Origin of the sequence: Trichlorobacter lovleyi, assembly GCF_015239775.1 — a bacterium.
GTDB classification, from domain to species: Bacteria; Desulfobacterota; Desulfuromonadia; order Geobacterales; family Pseudopelobacteraceae; genus Trichlorobacter; species Trichlorobacter lovleyi_B.
The window spans coordinates 3,697,021-3,713,580 of record NZ_CP058409.1 but is presented as its reverse complement, the minus strand read 5'-3'; the positions used below and the strand labels follow the sequence as shown (position 1 = coordinate 3,713,580).

The following is a 16,560-nucleotide window of genomic DNA, read 5'->3' as shown; positions in this document are numbered from 1 at the left end:
ATCGCTGGTTCCGATCTGTCTGGACGATGCCGTAGCACCAGATAACATGAAGATGCTTCATGAAAACATGGTTCACCTGATGCTGAGCATTACATGATTCACGTGGTTATTAACAGGTTTATCAACACATGTTGATAACTTGATACTTTTGCAAATTTAGCTAGTTACTGTCCATGTTGCAACACTTGCGGCTAATTTGGGGCTTGAAACTTTAACAGAGCTGCCGTCTTTTTTCAATGCCTAAACCATTTTCTTAAAAACAAAAAGTCTTGACATTTTTAAAGTAATTTGCGTATAAATTCCGTTCCTGTACTCAGGACAGTGGGTTGCGGATAGGAAGAAGCATTCCCACCAAAATACAAAGTAATCTGGAGCAGCGCCGTGAAAAGAACATTTCAACCCAGTAACACATCCCGTAAGCGTACCCATGGTTTTCTGGTACGTATGGCGAGCAAAAACGGTCGCCTGGTTATCAAGCGTCGTCGTGCCAAGGGCCGTAAGCGTCTCTCTGTTCAGGTCGCAAGCAAATAGTTTTTTCTGTACTTGTAGTGTCGGCGCGTGGCAACAGCTTTCCTAAGCAGTACCGCCTGCTGAGCCGTTCAGAGTACCTAAGACTGTCCGACAGCAAGACTGTAGTCTCCGGACGGTCTTTTCTCGTTGTTTGGAGAGAGAACGGCTACGAGTATCCCCGGCTGGGGATCACCGCCAGCCGGAAAACAGGCAATGCAGTCGTACGAAACCGTCTTAAGCGTCACGTCAGAGAGTTCTTTCGTCATCATTGTTCACTGTTGCCCGGCGTGGATCTGAATGTCATAGTTCGGCGCCAGGCTGCTGAAAACAGCGTTGCAGTTCTCAGTAGTGAGCTGCAACGAGCTTTTCAGCAGATCGGTTCACGTACATGCTGTCACGCATCCTTATAACAGCTATCCGGGCATATCAGTTGTGTATCTCCCCCCTGCTTCCAGGTTCCTGTCGCTTTTACCCAACGTGTTCTGATTATTCACTGCAGTCTATACGCCGTTACGGCCCCTATAAAGGTATGCTGTTGACAGTATCGCGTCTGCTTAGATGCCATCCCTGGCATCCGGGTGGGTACGATCCTGTTTCCTAGTGACCACGGAGTGTTTTCATGGAAAAAAGGACTATACTCGCAGTAGTACTTTCCATTGGTGTTTTCTATCTTTTTTCGTTTTTTTATGGTCCAGAAAAAAAGCCAGCACCTGCTGCTGTACCTGTTCCTGTTAAAACCGAGAATGTCGGAGCCGCACCTGCAGTGAGTGTTCAGACTGCAGCAGCGACTCCGGTGGATCTGCCCAAGACCGCCTCTACGGCTGATGTGACGGTAGAGACTGAGCGCTACACCGCAGTCTTCAGTGGTACCGGCGCTTCCTTGAAAAGTCTGACGCTGAAAGGCTTCCGGGAGACCAACAAGCCTGGCGCCGCACAGGTAAAGCTGCTTGCCAATGCCGATCCTGCCTTACCTTCCTTTTCAACCCGCGGTGTTGGCTTCGCTCTTTCTGCTCAAGCTGCCTACAGTTCTAACGTAAGCTCTTTAAAGCTCTCGGGTGGCGAAAAGAAGCAGCTTGTCTTCACCTATGTCGATGCTCAGGGGTTTGTTGTCCGCAAGACCTACGGTTTTGAAGGCAATGGGTACGGGATCGCTTTGGAGACGCAGCTTGTCAATAACTCTGCAGCTCCCATTACAGGTTCCTTTCAGTACCTGTTAACATCGCCCTTTGAGCAAAATCAGTCTGACAAGCGGTATGAGACCTACGGCTCCTCTCTCTATGCTGATGGCTCACTGCACACGGATGCGCCAAAGAATGTTGCCTCCGCCACCAAAAAGTACGACAAGGGCGTAACCTGGGCTGCCATCAATGATAAATATTTTTTAAGCGCCTTGCTTTCTGTTAACAACAGTATCGCATCAGTTGAGTTAAAGAAGGGGGCCACCGGTTACCTTGAGTCTGATATCAGTACGCCGGCATTCTCTGTTGCGCCTGGCCAGGCCGTGACGGTTGCCCATAAGCTGTTTATTGGACCCAAGGAGATCGACATCCTCAAGGCCCAGGGCAGCTCCCTGGAACAGTCCCTTGATCTTGGCTGGTTCTCTGCCATTGCCAAGCCGATGCTCTATTCGCTCAAATTCTTTTATCGTTACGTAGGTAACTACGGTATTGCGATCATCATCATCACCGTTATTCTGAAAATATTTTTCTTTCCACTTACCCATAAGAGTTACAAGTCAATGAAAGAGATGGGTAAATTGCAGCCTAAGATGGCTGCATTGAAAGAGAAGTATAAAAATGACAAAGATGCCATGAACCGCGCGGTCATGGAATTGTACCGTGATCATAAGGTCAACCCTCTGGGTGGCTGTCTCCCCATGATTGTCCAGATCCCGGTCTTTTTTGCCCTTTACAAGGCACTGATGTACTCGATCGAGCTGCGCCATGCTCCGTTCATGTTCTGGATCACTGACCTGTCAGACAAAGATCCTTATTATGTGACTCCGGTCATCATGGGTATCACCATGTTTGTCCAGCAGAAGATGACCCCTTCCAATATGGATGAAATGCAGCAGAAGATCATGCTGGGCCTACCGGTCATCTTTACCTTTATGTTTCTCAGTTTTCCCGCTGGTCTGGTTTTGTACTGGCTGATAAACAACATACTGACCATTGGTCAGCAGGCATATATCAACAAGCTCGTCAAAGACTGATCCGGTGCGCCATGTATATTCGTGATACCATTGCTGCCATAGCGACCCCGCTTGGTTCGGGAGGAGTGGGCATAGTACGGGTCAGCGGGCCTGACGCAGAGCAGATTGGCCGGAAGGTTTTTAAAGGATCAGGCACGAAGAACGGCGGTGGCTTTGAGAGCCACCGCCTTTTCTATGGCCGCCTGATCAATCCGCTTGACGGCGCTCTGATTGATGAAGCCATGGCGGTTCTGATGCGTGCTCCTCGTTCGTACACCCGTGAGGACGTGCTTGAGCTTCACTGCCATGGTGGCTATTACGTGGTTCGTGCTGTCTTGGAGGCCTGCATTGCTGCTGGCGCACGACTGGCTGAGGCGGGCGAATTTACCCGGCGTGCTTTCCTGAACGGCCGTATCGACCTTGCCCAGGCAGAATCTGTTATGGACCTGATCGCCAGCCGTACAGGGCGTTCTTTGAGCCTGGCCCAGTCGCAACGCGAAGGTCATCTGTCCCGTGCATTGACCGCCTTGAAGACACCGCTGGTTGATGCGTTGGCCTTGGTAGAGGCTCACATAGACTTTCCAGAGGATGAGGTTGATCCTGCTGTGTTCGCGGTCATAGAAACCAGAGTTGCATCGGTTTCTGCCGGAATTGATCGGCTGCTCGCGAGCTTTGCAACGGGAAAGGTGCTGCGCGACGGTGTTTCGGTCCTTCTGCTGGGGCTTCCGAATGCTGGTAAATCCAGCCTCTTGAACGCCCTGTCAGGGACCGACCGGGCGATTGTCTCAGCACTGCCCGGCACCACCCGCGACTTGATTGAAGAGACGGTCTCCCTGCGGGGGTTGCCGGTTAAGGTTATCGATGCTGCCGGTATTCGTGCCCATCACGCCGACTGTGTTGAGCAGGAGGGTGTCCGTCGGGCGCTTGATAAGGTGTCTGAGGCCGATCTGCTGCTTTTGCTGGTCGATGGCACTGCCCCGTTGAGTGATGAATTGTTGGAGCTGACTAGATCGCTTGCCGCGCTTCCGTATCTGCTGGTGGTGACCAAGTCAGACCTTCCTCAGTTGCTTGATCTGTCAGATCTGGCTGCACCTCTCGGAGTATGCAGCGTTTCTGCAAAGAGCAGGGCGGGTATTGATCTGCTTGCCGCTCAGATCTACGACCACTTCGTACAGTCTTCGGCCTTTTCATCCGATGCTGCTGCTGTGATCTCAAACGTTCGTCATCGTGATGTTCTTGTTCGTGTCCAACAGTCTCTCCAGGCCTTTGCGGATAATCTGCTGCTGGGGTTACCCCCGGAGCTGCTGGCCCTGGATCTCAGGGCCGCCCTTGGCGCCCTTGGTGAGATTACCGGCGAGACCACGACCGACGACCTGCTTGATCTGATTTTTTCTTCATTTTGTATTGGCAAGTAATGATGTTTCACGTGGAACATGGTGGCCATGATGCATAGCTATGAAACCAGATACGATGTGATTGTGGTGGGTGCCGGTCATGCCGGCTGCGAGGCCGCACTGGCTGCCGCAAGAATGGGATGCCTGACCTTGCTGTTGAACATGAGCCTCGATGGCATGGCAGTGATGTCGTGTAACCCTTCAATCGGGGGATTGGCCAAAGGGCACCTGGTGCGTGAGATCGATGCGCTGGGTGGCGAGATGGCGAAAAATATTGATGCCACCGGAATACAGTTCCGCGTCTTGAATACACGCAAGGGGCCGGCGGTACGTGCCGGTCGTGCCCAGGCAGACAAGCAGCTTTATCGTTTGCGTATGAAGCGGGTACTTGAACAACAACCGAACCTGCATGTCAAGCAGGGTGAGGTTACGGCGCTACATCTTGAGAGTGGAGAACTACGCGGGGTAGATACCCGCAGTGGCATACGCTTTCTTGGAAAGACGGTTGTGCTGACTACCGGTACCTTTATGCGGGGGCTGATCCATATCGGCCTGATCAATTACTCCGGCGGCAGGGCAGGGGATCTGCCTTCTCTGGGGCTTTCAGACCAATTGAAGACGCTGGGGTTTGAGGTGGGGCGGCTCAAGACCGGTACGCCGGCCCGACTTGATGGCAGGACCATTGATTTCAGAAAACTTGAGGCTCAATACAGCGATGATCCGCCCGTGCCGTTCTCGTTCAGTACCGAGCGGATCACCATGCCTCAGGTGCCCTGTTATATTGCCTACACCAATCAGCGCACCCATGAGATCATCCGTAGCGGTCTGGATCGCTCGCCGCTCTACGCCGGGATCATTGAGGGGATCGGTCCGCGTTACTGTCCCTCGATTGAAGACAAGGTGGTGCGTTTTCCCGATAAGGAGCGTCATCAGACCTTTATTGAACCGGAGGGGCTGGAGACGGTGGAGTATTACCCCAGCGGCATGTCCACCTCGCTGCCGATTGATATCCAGATCGCCTTCTATCGCTCCATGGTCGGTCTTGAACAGGTGGAGATCATGCGGCCGGCCTACGGCATTGAGTATGATTACGTTAATCCGGTGCAGCTGCATGCCACCCTTGAAACCAAACTGATTGCAAACCTGTTCCATGCCGGGCAGATTAACGGCACCTCCGGGTATGAAGAGGCTGCTGCACAGGGTATTCTGGCAGGCATCAATGCCGCCCTGAAGGTTCAGGGCAGGCAGCCGATTATGCTGGGCAGGCATGAGTCATATATTGGGGTCATGGTGGATGATCTTGTCACGCTGGGTACCAAGGAACCGTACAGGATGTTTACCTCGCGGGCCGAATACCGGTTGTTGCTGCGTGAGGATAATGCCGATATCAGGCTGCGTGAGATCGGCCATGCAGTCGGTCTGGTCGACGAGGCAACCTATGCCGGTTTCTGTCGCAAGCGGGAGCAGATCCGGGAGGAGCTGGAGCGGGTTCGCGCCACACGTCTGAGTCTGAGTTCCGAAGAAAAACGCTGGTGTGATCAGTACGGCTGTGCAGATCTGCAGAAGGGCACCAGTTTTGAGCAGCTGCTGCGCAGGCCTCAAATCGGTTACCAGCAGCTGCAGGAGATTGACCCGCAGGTTGCGGGGCTGCCTGACGCGGTGCGGGAACAGGTTGAGATCCAGGTCAAGTACCAGGGCTATATTGAACGTCAGCTGGAGCAGATTGAGCGGATGCGGAAACAGGAAGAGGCCCGGATCCCGACTGAACTGGATTACGGCGCGATTCCCGGTCTGACCTCGGAGGTGCGTGAAAAACTGGAGCGGTTCAGGCCCGATACTTTGGGGCAGGCGGCCCGCATTCAAGGGGTTACTCCGGCTGCGATTGCAATTATTTCGGTGATGCTGAAAGGCAGAGGAGAGCAGCCCGGTGAACCGTGAGCTGTTAACCGCGGCCGCTAAGGAGCTGCATCTTGCGCTGACGGAGCAGCAGTATGAGGCCTGTGGCTTGTTGCTGCAGGAGTTGCTGCGTTGGAACAAGAAAATCAATCTGACGGCGATCACCGGCAGGGATGCGATGACCGTCAAACATCTGGTTGACTCATTGCATCTGGTGACTGAGCTCAGGCCGGGTGACCGGATACTGGACATCGGCTCAGGCGCCGGCTTTCCTGCCCTGGTGCTTGCCATTGCCAGACCTGATTGTCTGATCACCTCGATTGATGCCGTTGGGAAAAAGATCAGCTTTCAGAAGCATATCGACCGGATGCTCAAGCTGGCAAATCTTGAGCCGCTGCATGGCAGGGTCGAGGTGCTGGCAACTGATCGGCCGGGTGGATTTAATCTGGTGACGTCGCGGGCCTTCAGTAGCCTGTCGCTCTTTGTCGAGTTGGCTGCACCTCTGGTGTCGGCTTCCGGAAGGCTGATCTCGATGCGCGGTGCTGATGGTGAACAGGAGGCCTTCTATCTGCGGGAATCGATTGCAGCCGCAGGATTAGAGCTCGAACCGGCTGTCAGCTACCGTCTGCCGCTCAAAATGGGTGAACGCAGTCTGGTGATCATGCGCAAAGCTAGATAAACACAGGGCTAGCGCAGTGCGCTGCCGAAAACTGCCCACAAGGGCGTTTTTTGCTGTGGTTGTTGTTGGACTATGGGTTTTTATGTAAAATTGTCTGGCGCCTTAAATTGGCGCCTTTTTGCTTGTTTTGCCCCTGGGGGGCCGATTTGTTGGCCGCCCCGGCATCTGCGGTTGCAGAGCAGGGCCAACTGCAGTAGAGTGACAGGCTTGGAACAGCTATGAAGATTAGAGTCTACTACGAAGATACCGATGCTGCCGGGGTGGTCTACCACTCCAATTACCTGAACTACATGGAACGGGCCAGAACCGAGTTCCTGCGTGAGCAGGGCTGCTCGGTGGCTCAGCTGGCAGCCGAAGGGGCTGTCTTTCCGGTGGTGCGGATGACGATTGATTTCAAGGCCGCGGCACGTCATGACGAGCTGCTGCAGGTAACAACCGTACCTGTGCGCGTGGGGGGCTCCTCCTTTACCCTGCAGCAGCAGGTGCTGCGCGAGGCTGATGGCCAGCTGCTGGTGCAGGCAGAGGTTACCCTGGCCTGTGTAACACCAGGGCTAAAGGCCAAGAGGATTCCCGCTGAGGTGCGAGAACTGCTGATACGGGGGCTGCAACCATGATCGGGCAGCGACAGACACCGGACCGGTCCGAGGCGCTTGAACTACTGCTGCAGGGGGACCTGCTGCAGCTTGGCCGTTGGGCAGACAGCATCAGACGTAGGCGGCACCCGGATAACCAGGTCACCTTTGTGGTGGACCGTAACGTCAACTATACCAATGTCTGTGAATCGCGCTGTTCGTTCTGCGCGTTCTACCGGGATCTTGACGCGCCTGATGCCTATCTGCTGGATCATGAAACCATTTTCGCCAAGATTGCTGAGCTGGTGGAGCATGGCGGCACGCAACTACTGATGCAGGGCGGGCTGCATCCGAAGCTTACCATTAGCTACTTTGAAGAGCTGTTCGGCGAGATCCGGCGGCGTTTTCCAACAGTACAAAATCATTCACTGTCCCCGGCAGAAGTCTGCCATCTGGCAGACCGGCATGGCCTTACGGTTATGCAGGTACTGGCACGTTTGCAGGCAGCCGGTCTGGCTTCGGTACCAGGCGGCGGTGCTGAGATACTGGTGGATGAGGTACGTCAGGCCATCTCGCCCAAAAAGATCGGCTGGAAGCGCTGGGGAGAGGTAATGCTGGCCGCAGCCTCGCTGGGTATGACCACCACTGCCACCATGATGTTTGGCAGCACAGAGACACCGGAACAGATTGTGGAACATATCTTCAGGGTGCGGGAGTTGCAGGCCTCGGGAGGGTCGTTCACTGCGTTCATACCGTGGACATACCAGCCCGGAAATACAGAACTGGGTGGCGCTACAGCCACCGGAGTGGAATACCTCAAGGTGTTGGCGCTGTCCAGGATCGTACTGGATAATATCCCGAATATTCAGGCCAGCTGGGTGACCCAAGGGGCAAAACTGGCCCAGGTTGCGCTGTTCTTTGGCGCCAATGATCTGGGTGGCACCATGCTGGAAGAGAATGTGGTGGCTGCGGCCGGCTGTTGTTTCAGGATGTCGCAACAGGAGATGATTGAGCTGATTCAAACTGCCGGCTTTAGCGCTGCCCAGCGCAGCACCGGCTATGCAATTCTGAGGCAGTTCTGATGCCGTTACTGCACTACACCGTGATAGAGCACAATCATCAGCTTGCACAGCTCTGTGCCGAGCTGGCAAAAGAGACCGAGCTGGCGCTTGATCTCGAAGCTGACTCCATGCACCACTACCGTGAAAAGGTCTGTCTGCTACAGCTTTCAAACCGTACGGACACCTGGCTGATTGATCCGCTGCGGCTTTCAGATCTTTCGCCACTGGGGGTCTTACTGGCACAGCCGGGACTCCGTACCGTGCTGCATGGTGGCGACTATGATATCCGTTCCCTGCACCGTGACTTTGGCATTGTGGTGCAGCAGATGTTTGACACGATGGTCGCGGCGCAGTTTACCGGCGCTACTGAGTTTGGTCTTGCTGCACTACTGCGGGAACATTTCGGCATTGAACTGGATAAGCGTTTTCAGAAGGCGGATTGGAGCACGCGGCCGCTGAGCACTGAAATGACAGACTACGCTGCCCATGATACGGCTCATCTGCTGGAACTGGCAGATCAGCTGCATGAACGGCTGGAGCAGCTTGGCCGTACGGCATGGGTGGCTGAAGAGTGCGCCCTGCTGGTGGGCAACCGGGTAACAGAAAAGGGTAACGGGCCGCTCTTTTTGAACTGCAAGGGTGCCGGTAAGTTGAAGCCCCGCAATCTGGCGGTGCTTGAGGCCCTGTTGCAGTTCCGGGACCAGCAGGCGCGGGAGGTCGACCGGCCCGCCTTCAAGGTCATACCGGCGGAGACATTGCTTAAAATTGCTGAACTGCTACCTGCCTCTGTTCGCGATATGAACGGAATAGCAGGACTGACGCCGCGTCTTCTCGGGCGCTATGGCGAACAGCTGCTGGCAGCTGTTCGCCAGGGGCGCGGCATGGCTGAAGCGGATCTGCCACGTTTTCCCCGGGGCAGGGGTGAGCCTAACCCGGGTATCAAGGCGAGGATTGCACGGCTCAAGACATGGCGTGAAGGGATCAGCAGCCGGATGGAGCTGGCTTCAGGTCTGCTGGCACCGAACTGGTTGCTGGAGCGAATTGCCGAGCAGCAGCCGGTGACGTTGGAACAGCTGCAGGCCATACCGGGGATCCGCCGCTGGCAGGTCGGGCTGTGGGGTACAGAGATGGTTGAGACTCTGGCAAAGGAGACGCAGACAGCATGACAGCGCCATACGTCAGTATTGTCGTTCCGGTGTACAATGAAGAAAAATCGCTGCAGCCGTTGATGGATCGGCTCTACCCGGTGGCACAGGCGCTGGGGCGTCCGTTCGAGATCATCTTTACCAATGACGGTTCACGTGACCGTTCGCTGGAGATGCTGCGTGGGTATGTACAGCGCTATCCCGGTGTGAAAGTGGTGGAGTTCAACGGTAACTTTGGCCAGCATATGGCCATCCTGGCGGCCTTTGAGCGCAGCAGCGGAGAAATCGTCATCACCCTGGATGCCGACCTGCAGAACCCGCCGGAAGAGATTCCCCGCATGGTTGCTGCCATTGAGTCCGGGCATGATGTGGTCGGCACGATCCGTGAAAAGCGGCAGGACCCGCTCTTTCGCCGGGTGGCCTCACGGATCGTCAACATCACCACCAACAAGATGACCGGGATGCAGATGAGTGACTACGGCTGCATGCTGCGGGGCTACCATCGCAACATCATCAACAACATCAACCAATGCGGTGAGTCCACCACCTTTATCCCCGCCCTGGCCCAGACCTTTTCGTCGAACCCGACCGAAATCATGGTGGGGCATGCCGAGCGGACCCTGGGCGAGAGCAAGTATTCCTTTTACCGGCTGATCCGGCTCAACTTCGACCTGATGACCGGCTTTTCCGTGGTGCCGTTGCAGCTGTTTGCCCTGCTGGGGATCATCACCTCGTTTCTGTCAGTCGGGTTTGCCCTGTTTCTGTTTGTCAGGCGTTTCATGATCGGGGCCGAGGTGGAGGGGGTCTTCACCCTGTTTGCCATCCTGTTCTTCTTCATCGGGATCGTCATCTTCGGGATCGGCATTGTGGGTGAGTATGTGGGCAGGATCTACCAGGAAGTGCGTAAGCGCCCACGCTACGTGGTCAGAAAGACCTACGGGTTTAACGAACCATGAAACTTGTCGTCTGTGCCTATCATAACGTCGGTTACCGCTGCATTGAGGAGCTGTTGCGCCAGGGGGCCGAGATCTGCCTGATCTTCACCCATGAGGATTCACCTACTGAGCAGATCTGGTTCAGTTCAGTGCGTGAACTGGCCGAGGCGAACAAGATCCCCTGCCTGACCAGTTCCATCAACGAACCGGAGAATCGTGAGCGGGTACGGCAGATTGCGCCTGATTTTTTGTTGTCGTTCTATTACCGCAACATGATCAAGCCGGAGCTGCTGGAGCTGCCAACGAGAGGGGCACTGAACCTGCATGGTTCCTGGCTGCCGAAATACCGCGGCCGGGTGCCGGTTAACTGGGCCGTGATCAACGGCGAGACCGAGACCGGTGCAACCCTGCATTACATGGTTGCCAAGCCGGATGCCGGTGATATTGTTGATCAGGAAAAGGTTGCGATCGCCTTCACCGACACGGCCCACGACGTCTTTGGCAAGGTAAACGAAGCAGCGGTGACCGTGCTGCGCAGGGCCTGGCCCAGGCTGGTGGATGGCAGCGCAGATCGCATCCCGATGGACCTTGCGGCAGGCAGCTACTTTGGCGGCCGTAAGCCGGAAGATGGCAGGATTGACTGGGCAAAAGGTGCCGTCCAGATCTATAACCTGATCCGTGGGGTGACCCATCCCTATCCAGGCGCCTTCACCGAGTTGAACGGCACGAAGCTGCTCATCTGGTCCGCCTGGCCGGTAGCTGGCAGCGGCCAACCCGGTCAGGTGGTCTCACTGAAACCGTTGTGTATCGGCACCGGCGATGGGCTGCTGGAGCTCCGCAGGGTGCAGTTTGAGGGTGGGCAGGAACAAGAAGCAACAGCATGTTCATTGAGCGAATCTGATCGATTCGCATAACAACTAGGAGACACTGATGAAAGTACTGATACTCGGCGTGAACGGTTTTATCGGCAATGCATTGACCCATCGCATCCTGACCACCACGGACTGGGAGGTCTACGGTCTTGATATGGCCTGCGACAAGCTGGAGCGGTCGCTGGGACACGAGCGATTCCATTTTCTGGAGGGTGACATCACCATCAACAAGGAATGGATCGAGTATCATATCAAGAAGTGCGATGTGGTGCTGCCGCTGGTGGCGATTGCCACGCCGGTCACCTATGTCAAGGACCCGCTGCGGGTCTTCGAACTGGATTTCGAGGAAAATCTCAAGATCATTCGCCAGTGCGTCAAGCACAAGAAGCGGGTTATCTTTCCCTCCACCTCCGAGGTTTACGGCATGAGCCCGGATGCCGAGTTTGATGAGGAAAATTCACCGCTGGTGCTGGGACCGATTGCCAAGGAACGCTGGATTTACTCCTGCGCCAAGCAGATGCTGGACCGGGTGATCTATGCCTACGGCAACCACGAAAACTTTAAATTCACCCTGTTCCGCCCTTTCAACTGGATCGGCCCCAAGCTGGACAGCATCCATACTGCCAAGGAAGGCAGCTCACGGGTACTGACCCAGTTTCTGTATGATATCCTGGCTGAAAAGCCGATTGAACTGGTGGATGGCGGTAACCAGCGTCGTTCCTTCACCTTTATTGAAGATGGCATCGATGCCCTGATGAAGATCATCGAGAACCGCAACGGTTGCGCCGACGGCAAGATCTTCAATATCGGCAACCCCAACAACGACCTGTCGGTCAAGGAGCTGGCCGAAAAACTGCGTGACATGGTGGCCACCTTCCCGCTCTACAAGGAAAAGGCTGACAAGTGCCGGATCGTGGAGACCTCTTCGGATTCCTTCTACGGCAAAGGCTATCAGGATATGCTGACCCGGGTGCCGTCGGTCAAGCGGGCCAAGGAATGCCTGGGCTGGGAACCAACCACCACCATTGACGATGCCCTGCGCAAGACCCTGGAGTTTTATCTGGTGGATGAGCGGGAGAAGCTCTCCGAGTTTCTGTAGGAACCGCCATGAAGCTCGGACTGCTCGGCGGCACCTTTAACCCGATCCATCTGGCCCACCTGCGGATAGCCGAAGAGGCCCGCGAGGCAGTCGGTCTGGACCAGGTGCTGTTTATCCCGGCAGCCGATCCGCCGCATAAACCGCTGGCCGGGGATGTCTCCTTCGAGCTGCGGGCAGCCATGGTACAACGGGCCATTGCTGCCAATCCGGCTTTCCGTTTCAGTGACCTAGAAGCGCACCGGGCAGGAAAGTCCTACACGGTTGATACCCTGACCGCCCTCAGGACAGCGCGGCCGGGTGACGAGCTGCATTTTATTATCGGCAGCGACTCATTTCTGGAGCTGGGCCTGTGGCACCGTTATGCCGACATTTTTCCGCTGGCCTCACTGATAGTATTGGAACGGCCTGAAAAAGCGATTACCGAGCCACTACAGCAGTTGCCGGAACTGGTGCGCGACCAGTTTGTGCAAGAGGCCGGTAGCCTGGTGCGACACAGCAGCGGCACCAGTATCCGCTTTGTGATCGGAACCCGGCTGGATATTTCATCCAGCCAGCTGCGCGAACGGGTAGCACGGCAGCAATCGATCCGTTATCTTGTTCCGCCTGAAATTGAATCATTTATTACCCAGAAGGGATTGTATCAACCATGACAGAAAAAACTGCAGAAAAGCCGACCCTCAGCCCACGTGAACGGGCGATCCGCTGTGCCGAACTGGCCAGCGACAAGAAGGGCTACGACCTCCGGGTGCTGGATATCACCGCCATCAGCACCATTGCCGATTTTCTGGTGATCATCTCCGGCCAGTCCGACAAGCAGAATCAGGCGATCTGCGACCATATCCGCAGGGAGCTGAAAAAGTTCGGAAAGGTGCAGGAGATTGAGGGGGAGACTGAAGGCAAGTGGATCGTGATGGACTACAGCGATGTGCTGGTGCATATCTTCCACGAGGAACAGCGCAAGCGCTATGATCTGGACGGGCTGTGGGAAAAGGCAGAGCAGGTGGAGCTGTCGGCAGCGCTGCAGGCCACCGACGCAGCCAACAAAGACTCGTTCACAATCTGATCAGCAAATGCCATGAAGCTCCGTATTATCTGGCTTGGAAAGACACGTGACCCCTGGATCAAAGAGGGGGTTGCGGAGTACAGCGGGCGGATTGGCCGCTATCTGCCCTTGGTGATTGATGAACTGAAAGATGAGAAGGATGCCACCCTGGAAGAGGGACGCCGACGTGAAGGCGAGCGGCTGCTGAAACAGCTTTCCCCCAACGCGGTGCTGGTGGCACTGGATGAACGGGGCCAGCAGCTGGATTCCGTCAAATTTGCTGAATTTATCGGCAAACATCGTGACAGTGGTACCACCGAGCTGGTCTTTGCCATTGGCGGTTCCTACGGTTTCAGCGATGAAGTCCGCAGCCGTGCCGGCAAGGTGCTGGCTCTTTCCGCCATGACCTTTACCCACCAGATGGTGCGACCGTTTCTGCTTGAGCAGATCTACCGGGCCTGCACCATCCTGAATAACGAGCCGTACCACCACTGAACCATGCCTGACGTGATCAAACTGGAAGATATCCGCCGGGTGTTCGGCGAGGATGACCACACCGTTGAGGCACTGCGGGGGATCTCCTTTACGATCGGCGTGGGGGAGTTTGTGGCGATCATGGGCGCCTCAGGCAGTGGTAAATCCACCTGCATGAACACCTTGGGCTGCCTGGATAAACCCACCAGCGGTACCTACTGGCTGGACGGCATTGATACTGCCGGAATGAGTCCGGACAGCCTTGCCGAGGTGCGCAACAAAAAACTGGGCTTTGTGTTCCAGGGCTTTAACCTGTTGCCCCGCACCACGGCCCTTGAAAACGTGGAACTGCCGCTGGTCTATGCCGGGGTGCCGGCAGCAGAGCGTCACAGCCGGGCCCAGGCTGCCCTGGAGCGGGTCGGCCTGGGAGAGCGGATCAACCACACCAGCGCCCAGCTTTCCGGCGGGCAGCAGCAGCGGGTGGCGATCGCCCGCGCCCTGGTCAACGAACCGGCCGTGATCCTGGCAGATGAACCGACCGGTAACCTGGACACCACCACCACCCATGAAATCATGCAGTTGTTCACAGACCTGAACCAGCAGGGGATCACAATTGTGATGATCACCCATGAACCGGAAGTGGCAGAATATGCCTCCCGCCGGATTACCTTCCGCGATGGTTCGATTATCTCCGACACCGCACACCAAGACTAAATCATGCTCCAACTCGTTAATCTCTCTAAAGACTATTCCGGTCGCGTTCTGTTTGCGAACATCTCCTGGCACCTGCGCAAGGGTGAGCGGGTGGCCCTGATCGGCGAAAACGGGGCCGGTAAATCAACCCTGATGAAGATCATTGCCGGGCTTGAGGAGTCAAGTGACGGTGATATCCAGCTGGCCAAGGGGGCCAGGGCTGCCTACCTGCCCCAGGACGGCATTGTCACCAGCGGCAGGATGCTGTTCCACGAGGCCCGCTCGGCCCTGTCGGAGCTGCTGGCCCTGGAAGAAGAACTGCACCGGCTGGGACAGGAGCTGGAGCAGATGCCCCACGATGCGGCTGGGCATGATGCCCTGCTGGCACGCTATGGTGAACTGCAGGAACAGTTCCGCCATCGTGGCGGCTACACCATGGAGGCCGAGATCGGCACCGTGCTGAAAGGTCTGGGGTTCAGCCAGGAGGACTGGCACAAGGACTGCGGCGAGTTTTCCGGCGGTTGGCAGATGCGGATCGCCCTGGCCAGGCTGCTGCTGCAGAAACCGGATGTGCTGCTGCTGGACGAACCGACCAACCACCTGGATATCGAGGCCCGCAACTGGCTTGAGCAGTACCTCTGCTGCTACCCCGGTTCCGTTATCCTGGTCTCCCACGACCGCTTCTTCATGGACCAGGTCTGCTCCAGGATCGCCGAGGTCTGGAACCACACCATTGCCGATTACCACTGTTCCTACTCCACCTACCTGATCCAGCGGGAAGAACGGGTCTCTGCGCTACGGGAGGCCAAGCGGCTGCAGGATGAGGAGGTCCAGAAGACCGAAGACTTTATCCGCCGTTTCCGCTATCAGGCCAACAAGGCCTCACTGGTCCAGTCACGGATCAAGCAGCTGGAGAAGGTGGAGCGGATTGCGCTGCCGCCGGAGCGCAAGAAGATCCGCTTCCAGTTTCCCGATGCCCCCAAGAGCGGCCGGATTGTGCTGGAACTGCAGGGGCTGACCCGCAGCTACGGCACCAACGTTGTCCTGAACAAGGTGGATCTGACCGTTGAAAAAGGGGAGCGGGTTGCCCTGGTGGGGCATAACGGGGCCGGTAAATCCACCCTGATGGCGGTGCTGGCCGGTGGCGAGTATCAGGGCGGCAGTCTGAAGCCGGGCCATAACGTGGTGGCTGATTATTTTGCCCAGGACCAGGCCAATGTGCTGGATGCCACCAGAACCGCCTATGATGAGCTGTACAGTGACTGCCCCTATGAGATGGTGCCCAAGCTGCGTGATATCCTGGGGGCGTTCCTGTTTTCCGGTGATGATATCCACAAAAAGGTCGGGGTACTGTCCGGTGGTGAACGTAACCGCCTGGCCCTGGCCAAAATGCTGCTGCGTCCCTCCAACCTGCTGCTGATGGATGAGCCCACCAACCACCTGGACCTGTTCAGCAAAGAGGTGCTGCTGGATGCCCTGAAGGGTTTTGACGGCACCGTGGTGTTCGTCTCCCACGACCGCTACTTTGTGAACGGGCTGGCAACACGGGTCGTAGAAGTGGGTGACGGCAAGCTGACCGACTATTACGGCGACTACGAATACTATTTGTCGAAAAAAGAGGGCGAATCTGCCCAGGCAGCTGCTGCACCGGCACGCCAGGTCAAGACGGCAGCCGAACCGGCGCCAAACGTATCCGCTGTAGCGTCGTTGCCCCCCCAGAACAAGGAAGACCGCCTTAAAGATCGGGAAGAACAGAAGCGCCGCAAGAAGGAAGAACAGGCCCGGGAGAAGCAACAACAGGCGATTGAGAAGGAGATCGCTACGGTTGAGCAAAAGATTGCAGAGCTTGAGACAGAGATGAACCGGCCCGGTTTCTTTGATGACCCGGCCCGGTTTCTTTGATGACCCGGAACAAGGACTGGCTGCCGGTGAGCAGCATACGGCGCTGAACACCAGGCTTGAGGAGCTGTACGCGCAGTGGGAAAGCTGCGCCTGAG

General features: G+C 56.2%; 19 protein-coding genes. All 19 read left to right on the top strand.

Translation table 11 applies throughout. The annotated features are described in order from the left end of the window. Nucleotides 1-381 precede the first annotated feature (381 nt). The 19 genes from rpmH (at nucleotide 382) to FY034_RS17100 (ending at nucleotide 16,559) form a co-directional block, all read left to right on the top strand. Nucleotides 382-531 (top strand): 50S ribosomal protein L34, encoded by a 150-nt coding sequence (gene rpmH, locus FY034_RS17185; RefSeq protein ID WP_012471663.1) that lies wholly within the window; start codon nucleotides 382-384, stop codon nucleotides 529-531. A 17-nt stretch (nucleotides 532-548) separates the two neighbouring features. After that, nucleotides 549-920 (top strand): ribonuclease P protein component, encoded by a 372-nt coding sequence (rnpA, locus tag FY034_RS19065; RefSeq protein ID WP_416222767.1) that lies wholly within the window; start codon nucleotides 549-551, stop codon nucleotides 918-920. Continuing rightward, entirely contained in the window at nucleotides 899-1,111 is a 213-nt protein-coding gene (gene yidD, locus FY034_RS17180) for a membrane protein insertion efficiency factor YidD (protein ID WP_012471661.1), read from the top strand. The genes rnpA and yidD overlap by 22 nt, the downstream gene beginning before the upstream one ends. Before the next feature lie 18 nt (nucleotides 1,112-1,129). Then, complete coding sequence (gene yidC, locus FY034_RS17175) at nucleotides 1,130-2,722, top strand: membrane protein insertase YidC (RefSeq protein WP_265552751.1); 1,593 nt, start codon at nucleotides 1,130-1,132, stop codon at nucleotides 2,720-2,722. 11 nt (nucleotides 2,723-2,733) lie between these two features. Further along, nucleotides 2,734-4,116, top strand: a complete 1,383-nt coding sequence (gene mnmE / locus FY034_RS17170; RefSeq protein ID WP_265552750.1) for a tRNA uridine-5-carboxymethylaminomethyl(34) synthesis GTPase MnmE — start codon at nucleotides 2,734-2,736, stop codon at nucleotides 4,114-4,116. 30 nt (nucleotides 4,117-4,146) lie between these two features. Continuing rightward, nucleotides 4,147-6,033 carry a tRNA uridine-5-carboxymethylaminomethyl(34) synthesis enzyme MnmG gene (gene mnmG / locus FY034_RS17165; protein ID WP_265555304.1) on the top strand — a complete coding sequence of 629 codons (1,887 nt, stop codon included), beginning with the start codon at nucleotides 4,147-4,149 and terminating at the stop codon, nucleotides 6,031-6,033. Further along, on the top strand, nucleotides 6,023-6,670 hold the full coding sequence (gene rsmG, locus FY034_RS17160; RefSeq protein WP_265552749.1) for a 16S rRNA (guanine(527)-N(7))-methyltransferase RsmG: 648 nt from the start codon (nucleotides 6,023-6,025) through the stop codon (nucleotides 6,668-6,670). The genes mnmG and rsmG overlap by 11 nt, the downstream gene beginning before the upstream one ends. A gap of 218 nt (nucleotides 6,671-6,888) precedes the next feature. After that, nucleotides 6,889-7,284 (top strand): YbgC/FadM family acyl-CoA thioesterase, encoded by a 396-nt coding sequence (locus FY034_RS17155; RefSeq protein ID WP_265552747.1) that lies wholly within the window; start codon nucleotides 6,889-6,891, stop codon nucleotides 7,282-7,284. Then, entirely contained in the window at nucleotides 7,281-8,324 is a 1,044-nt protein-coding gene (gene mqnC, locus FY034_RS17150) for a cyclic dehypoxanthinyl futalosine synthase (protein WP_265552745.1), read from the top strand. Before FY034_RS17155 ends, mqnC begins: the two co-directional genes overlap by 4 nt. Beyond that, nucleotides 8,324-9,469, top strand: coding sequence for a ribonuclease D (locus tag FY034_RS17145; protein WP_265552743.1), 1,146 nt, complete (start codon nucleotides 8,324-8,326; stop codon nucleotides 9,467-9,469). The genes mqnC and FY034_RS17145 overlap by 1 nt, the downstream gene beginning before the upstream one ends. After that, complete coding sequence (locus FY034_RS17140) at nucleotides 9,466-10,404, top strand: glycosyltransferase (protein WP_012471653.1); 939 nt, start codon at nucleotides 9,466-9,468, stop codon at nucleotides 10,402-10,404. Before FY034_RS17145 ends, FY034_RS17140 begins: the two co-directional genes overlap by 4 nt. Beyond that, nucleotides 10,401-11,297 carry a formyltransferase gene (locus tag FY034_RS17135; protein ID WP_265552740.1) on the top strand — a complete coding sequence of 299 codons (897 nt, stop codon included), beginning with the start codon at nucleotides 10,401-10,403 and terminating at the stop codon, nucleotides 11,295-11,297. The genes FY034_RS17140 and FY034_RS17135 overlap by 4 nt, the downstream gene beginning before the upstream one ends. Nucleotides 11,298-11,313: 16 nt before the next feature. Then, complete coding sequence (locus tag FY034_RS17130) at nucleotides 11,314-12,354, top strand: bifunctional UDP-4-keto-pentose/UDP-xylose synthase (RefSeq protein ID WP_012471651.1); 1,041 nt, start codon at nucleotides 11,314-11,316, stop codon at nucleotides 12,352-12,354. Between the two features lie 8 nt (nucleotides 12,355-12,362). Next, nucleotides 12,363-13,004, top strand: coding sequence for a nicotinate-nucleotide adenylyltransferase (gene nadD / locus FY034_RS17125; protein WP_265552738.1), 642 nt, complete (start codon nucleotides 12,363-12,365; stop codon nucleotides 13,002-13,004). Beyond that, nucleotides 13,001-13,417, top strand: a complete 417-nt coding sequence (gene rsfS / locus FY034_RS17120) for a ribosome silencing factor (protein ID WP_265552736.1) — start codon at nucleotides 13,001-13,003, stop codon at nucleotides 13,415-13,417. The genes nadD and rsfS overlap by 4 nt, the downstream gene beginning before the upstream one ends. A 12-nt stretch (nucleotides 13,418-13,429) precedes the next feature. Beyond that, the gene (locus FY034_RS17115; protein WP_265552733.1) at nucleotides 13,430-13,891 is read left to right on the top strand and encodes a 23S rRNA (pseudouridine(1915)-N(3))-methyltransferase RlmH; all 462 of its coding nucleotides are present in this window, start codon (nucleotides 13,430-13,432) and stop codon (nucleotides 13,889-13,891) included. 3 nt (nucleotides 13,892-13,894) lie between these two features. Next, on the top strand, nucleotides 13,895-14,584 hold the full coding sequence (locus FY034_RS17110) for an ABC transporter ATP-binding protein (protein ID WP_265552731.1): 690 nt from the start codon (nucleotides 13,895-13,897) through the stop codon (nucleotides 14,582-14,584). Between the two features lie 3 nt (nucleotides 14,585-14,587). Then, the gene (locus FY034_RS17105; protein WP_265552729.1) at nucleotides 14,588-16,465 is read left to right on the top strand and encodes an ABC-F family ATP-binding cassette domain-containing protein; all 1,878 of its coding nucleotides are present in this window, start codon (nucleotides 14,588-14,590) and stop codon (nucleotides 16,463-16,465) included. Beyond that, nucleotides 16,443-16,559, top strand: a complete 117-nt coding sequence (locus tag FY034_RS17100; protein ID WP_265552727.1) for an ABC transporter C-terminal domain-containing protein — start codon at nucleotides 16,443-16,445, stop codon at nucleotides 16,557-16,559. Before FY034_RS17105 ends, FY034_RS17100 begins: the two co-directional genes overlap by 23 nt. Nucleotide 16,560: the final 1 nt, after the last annotated feature.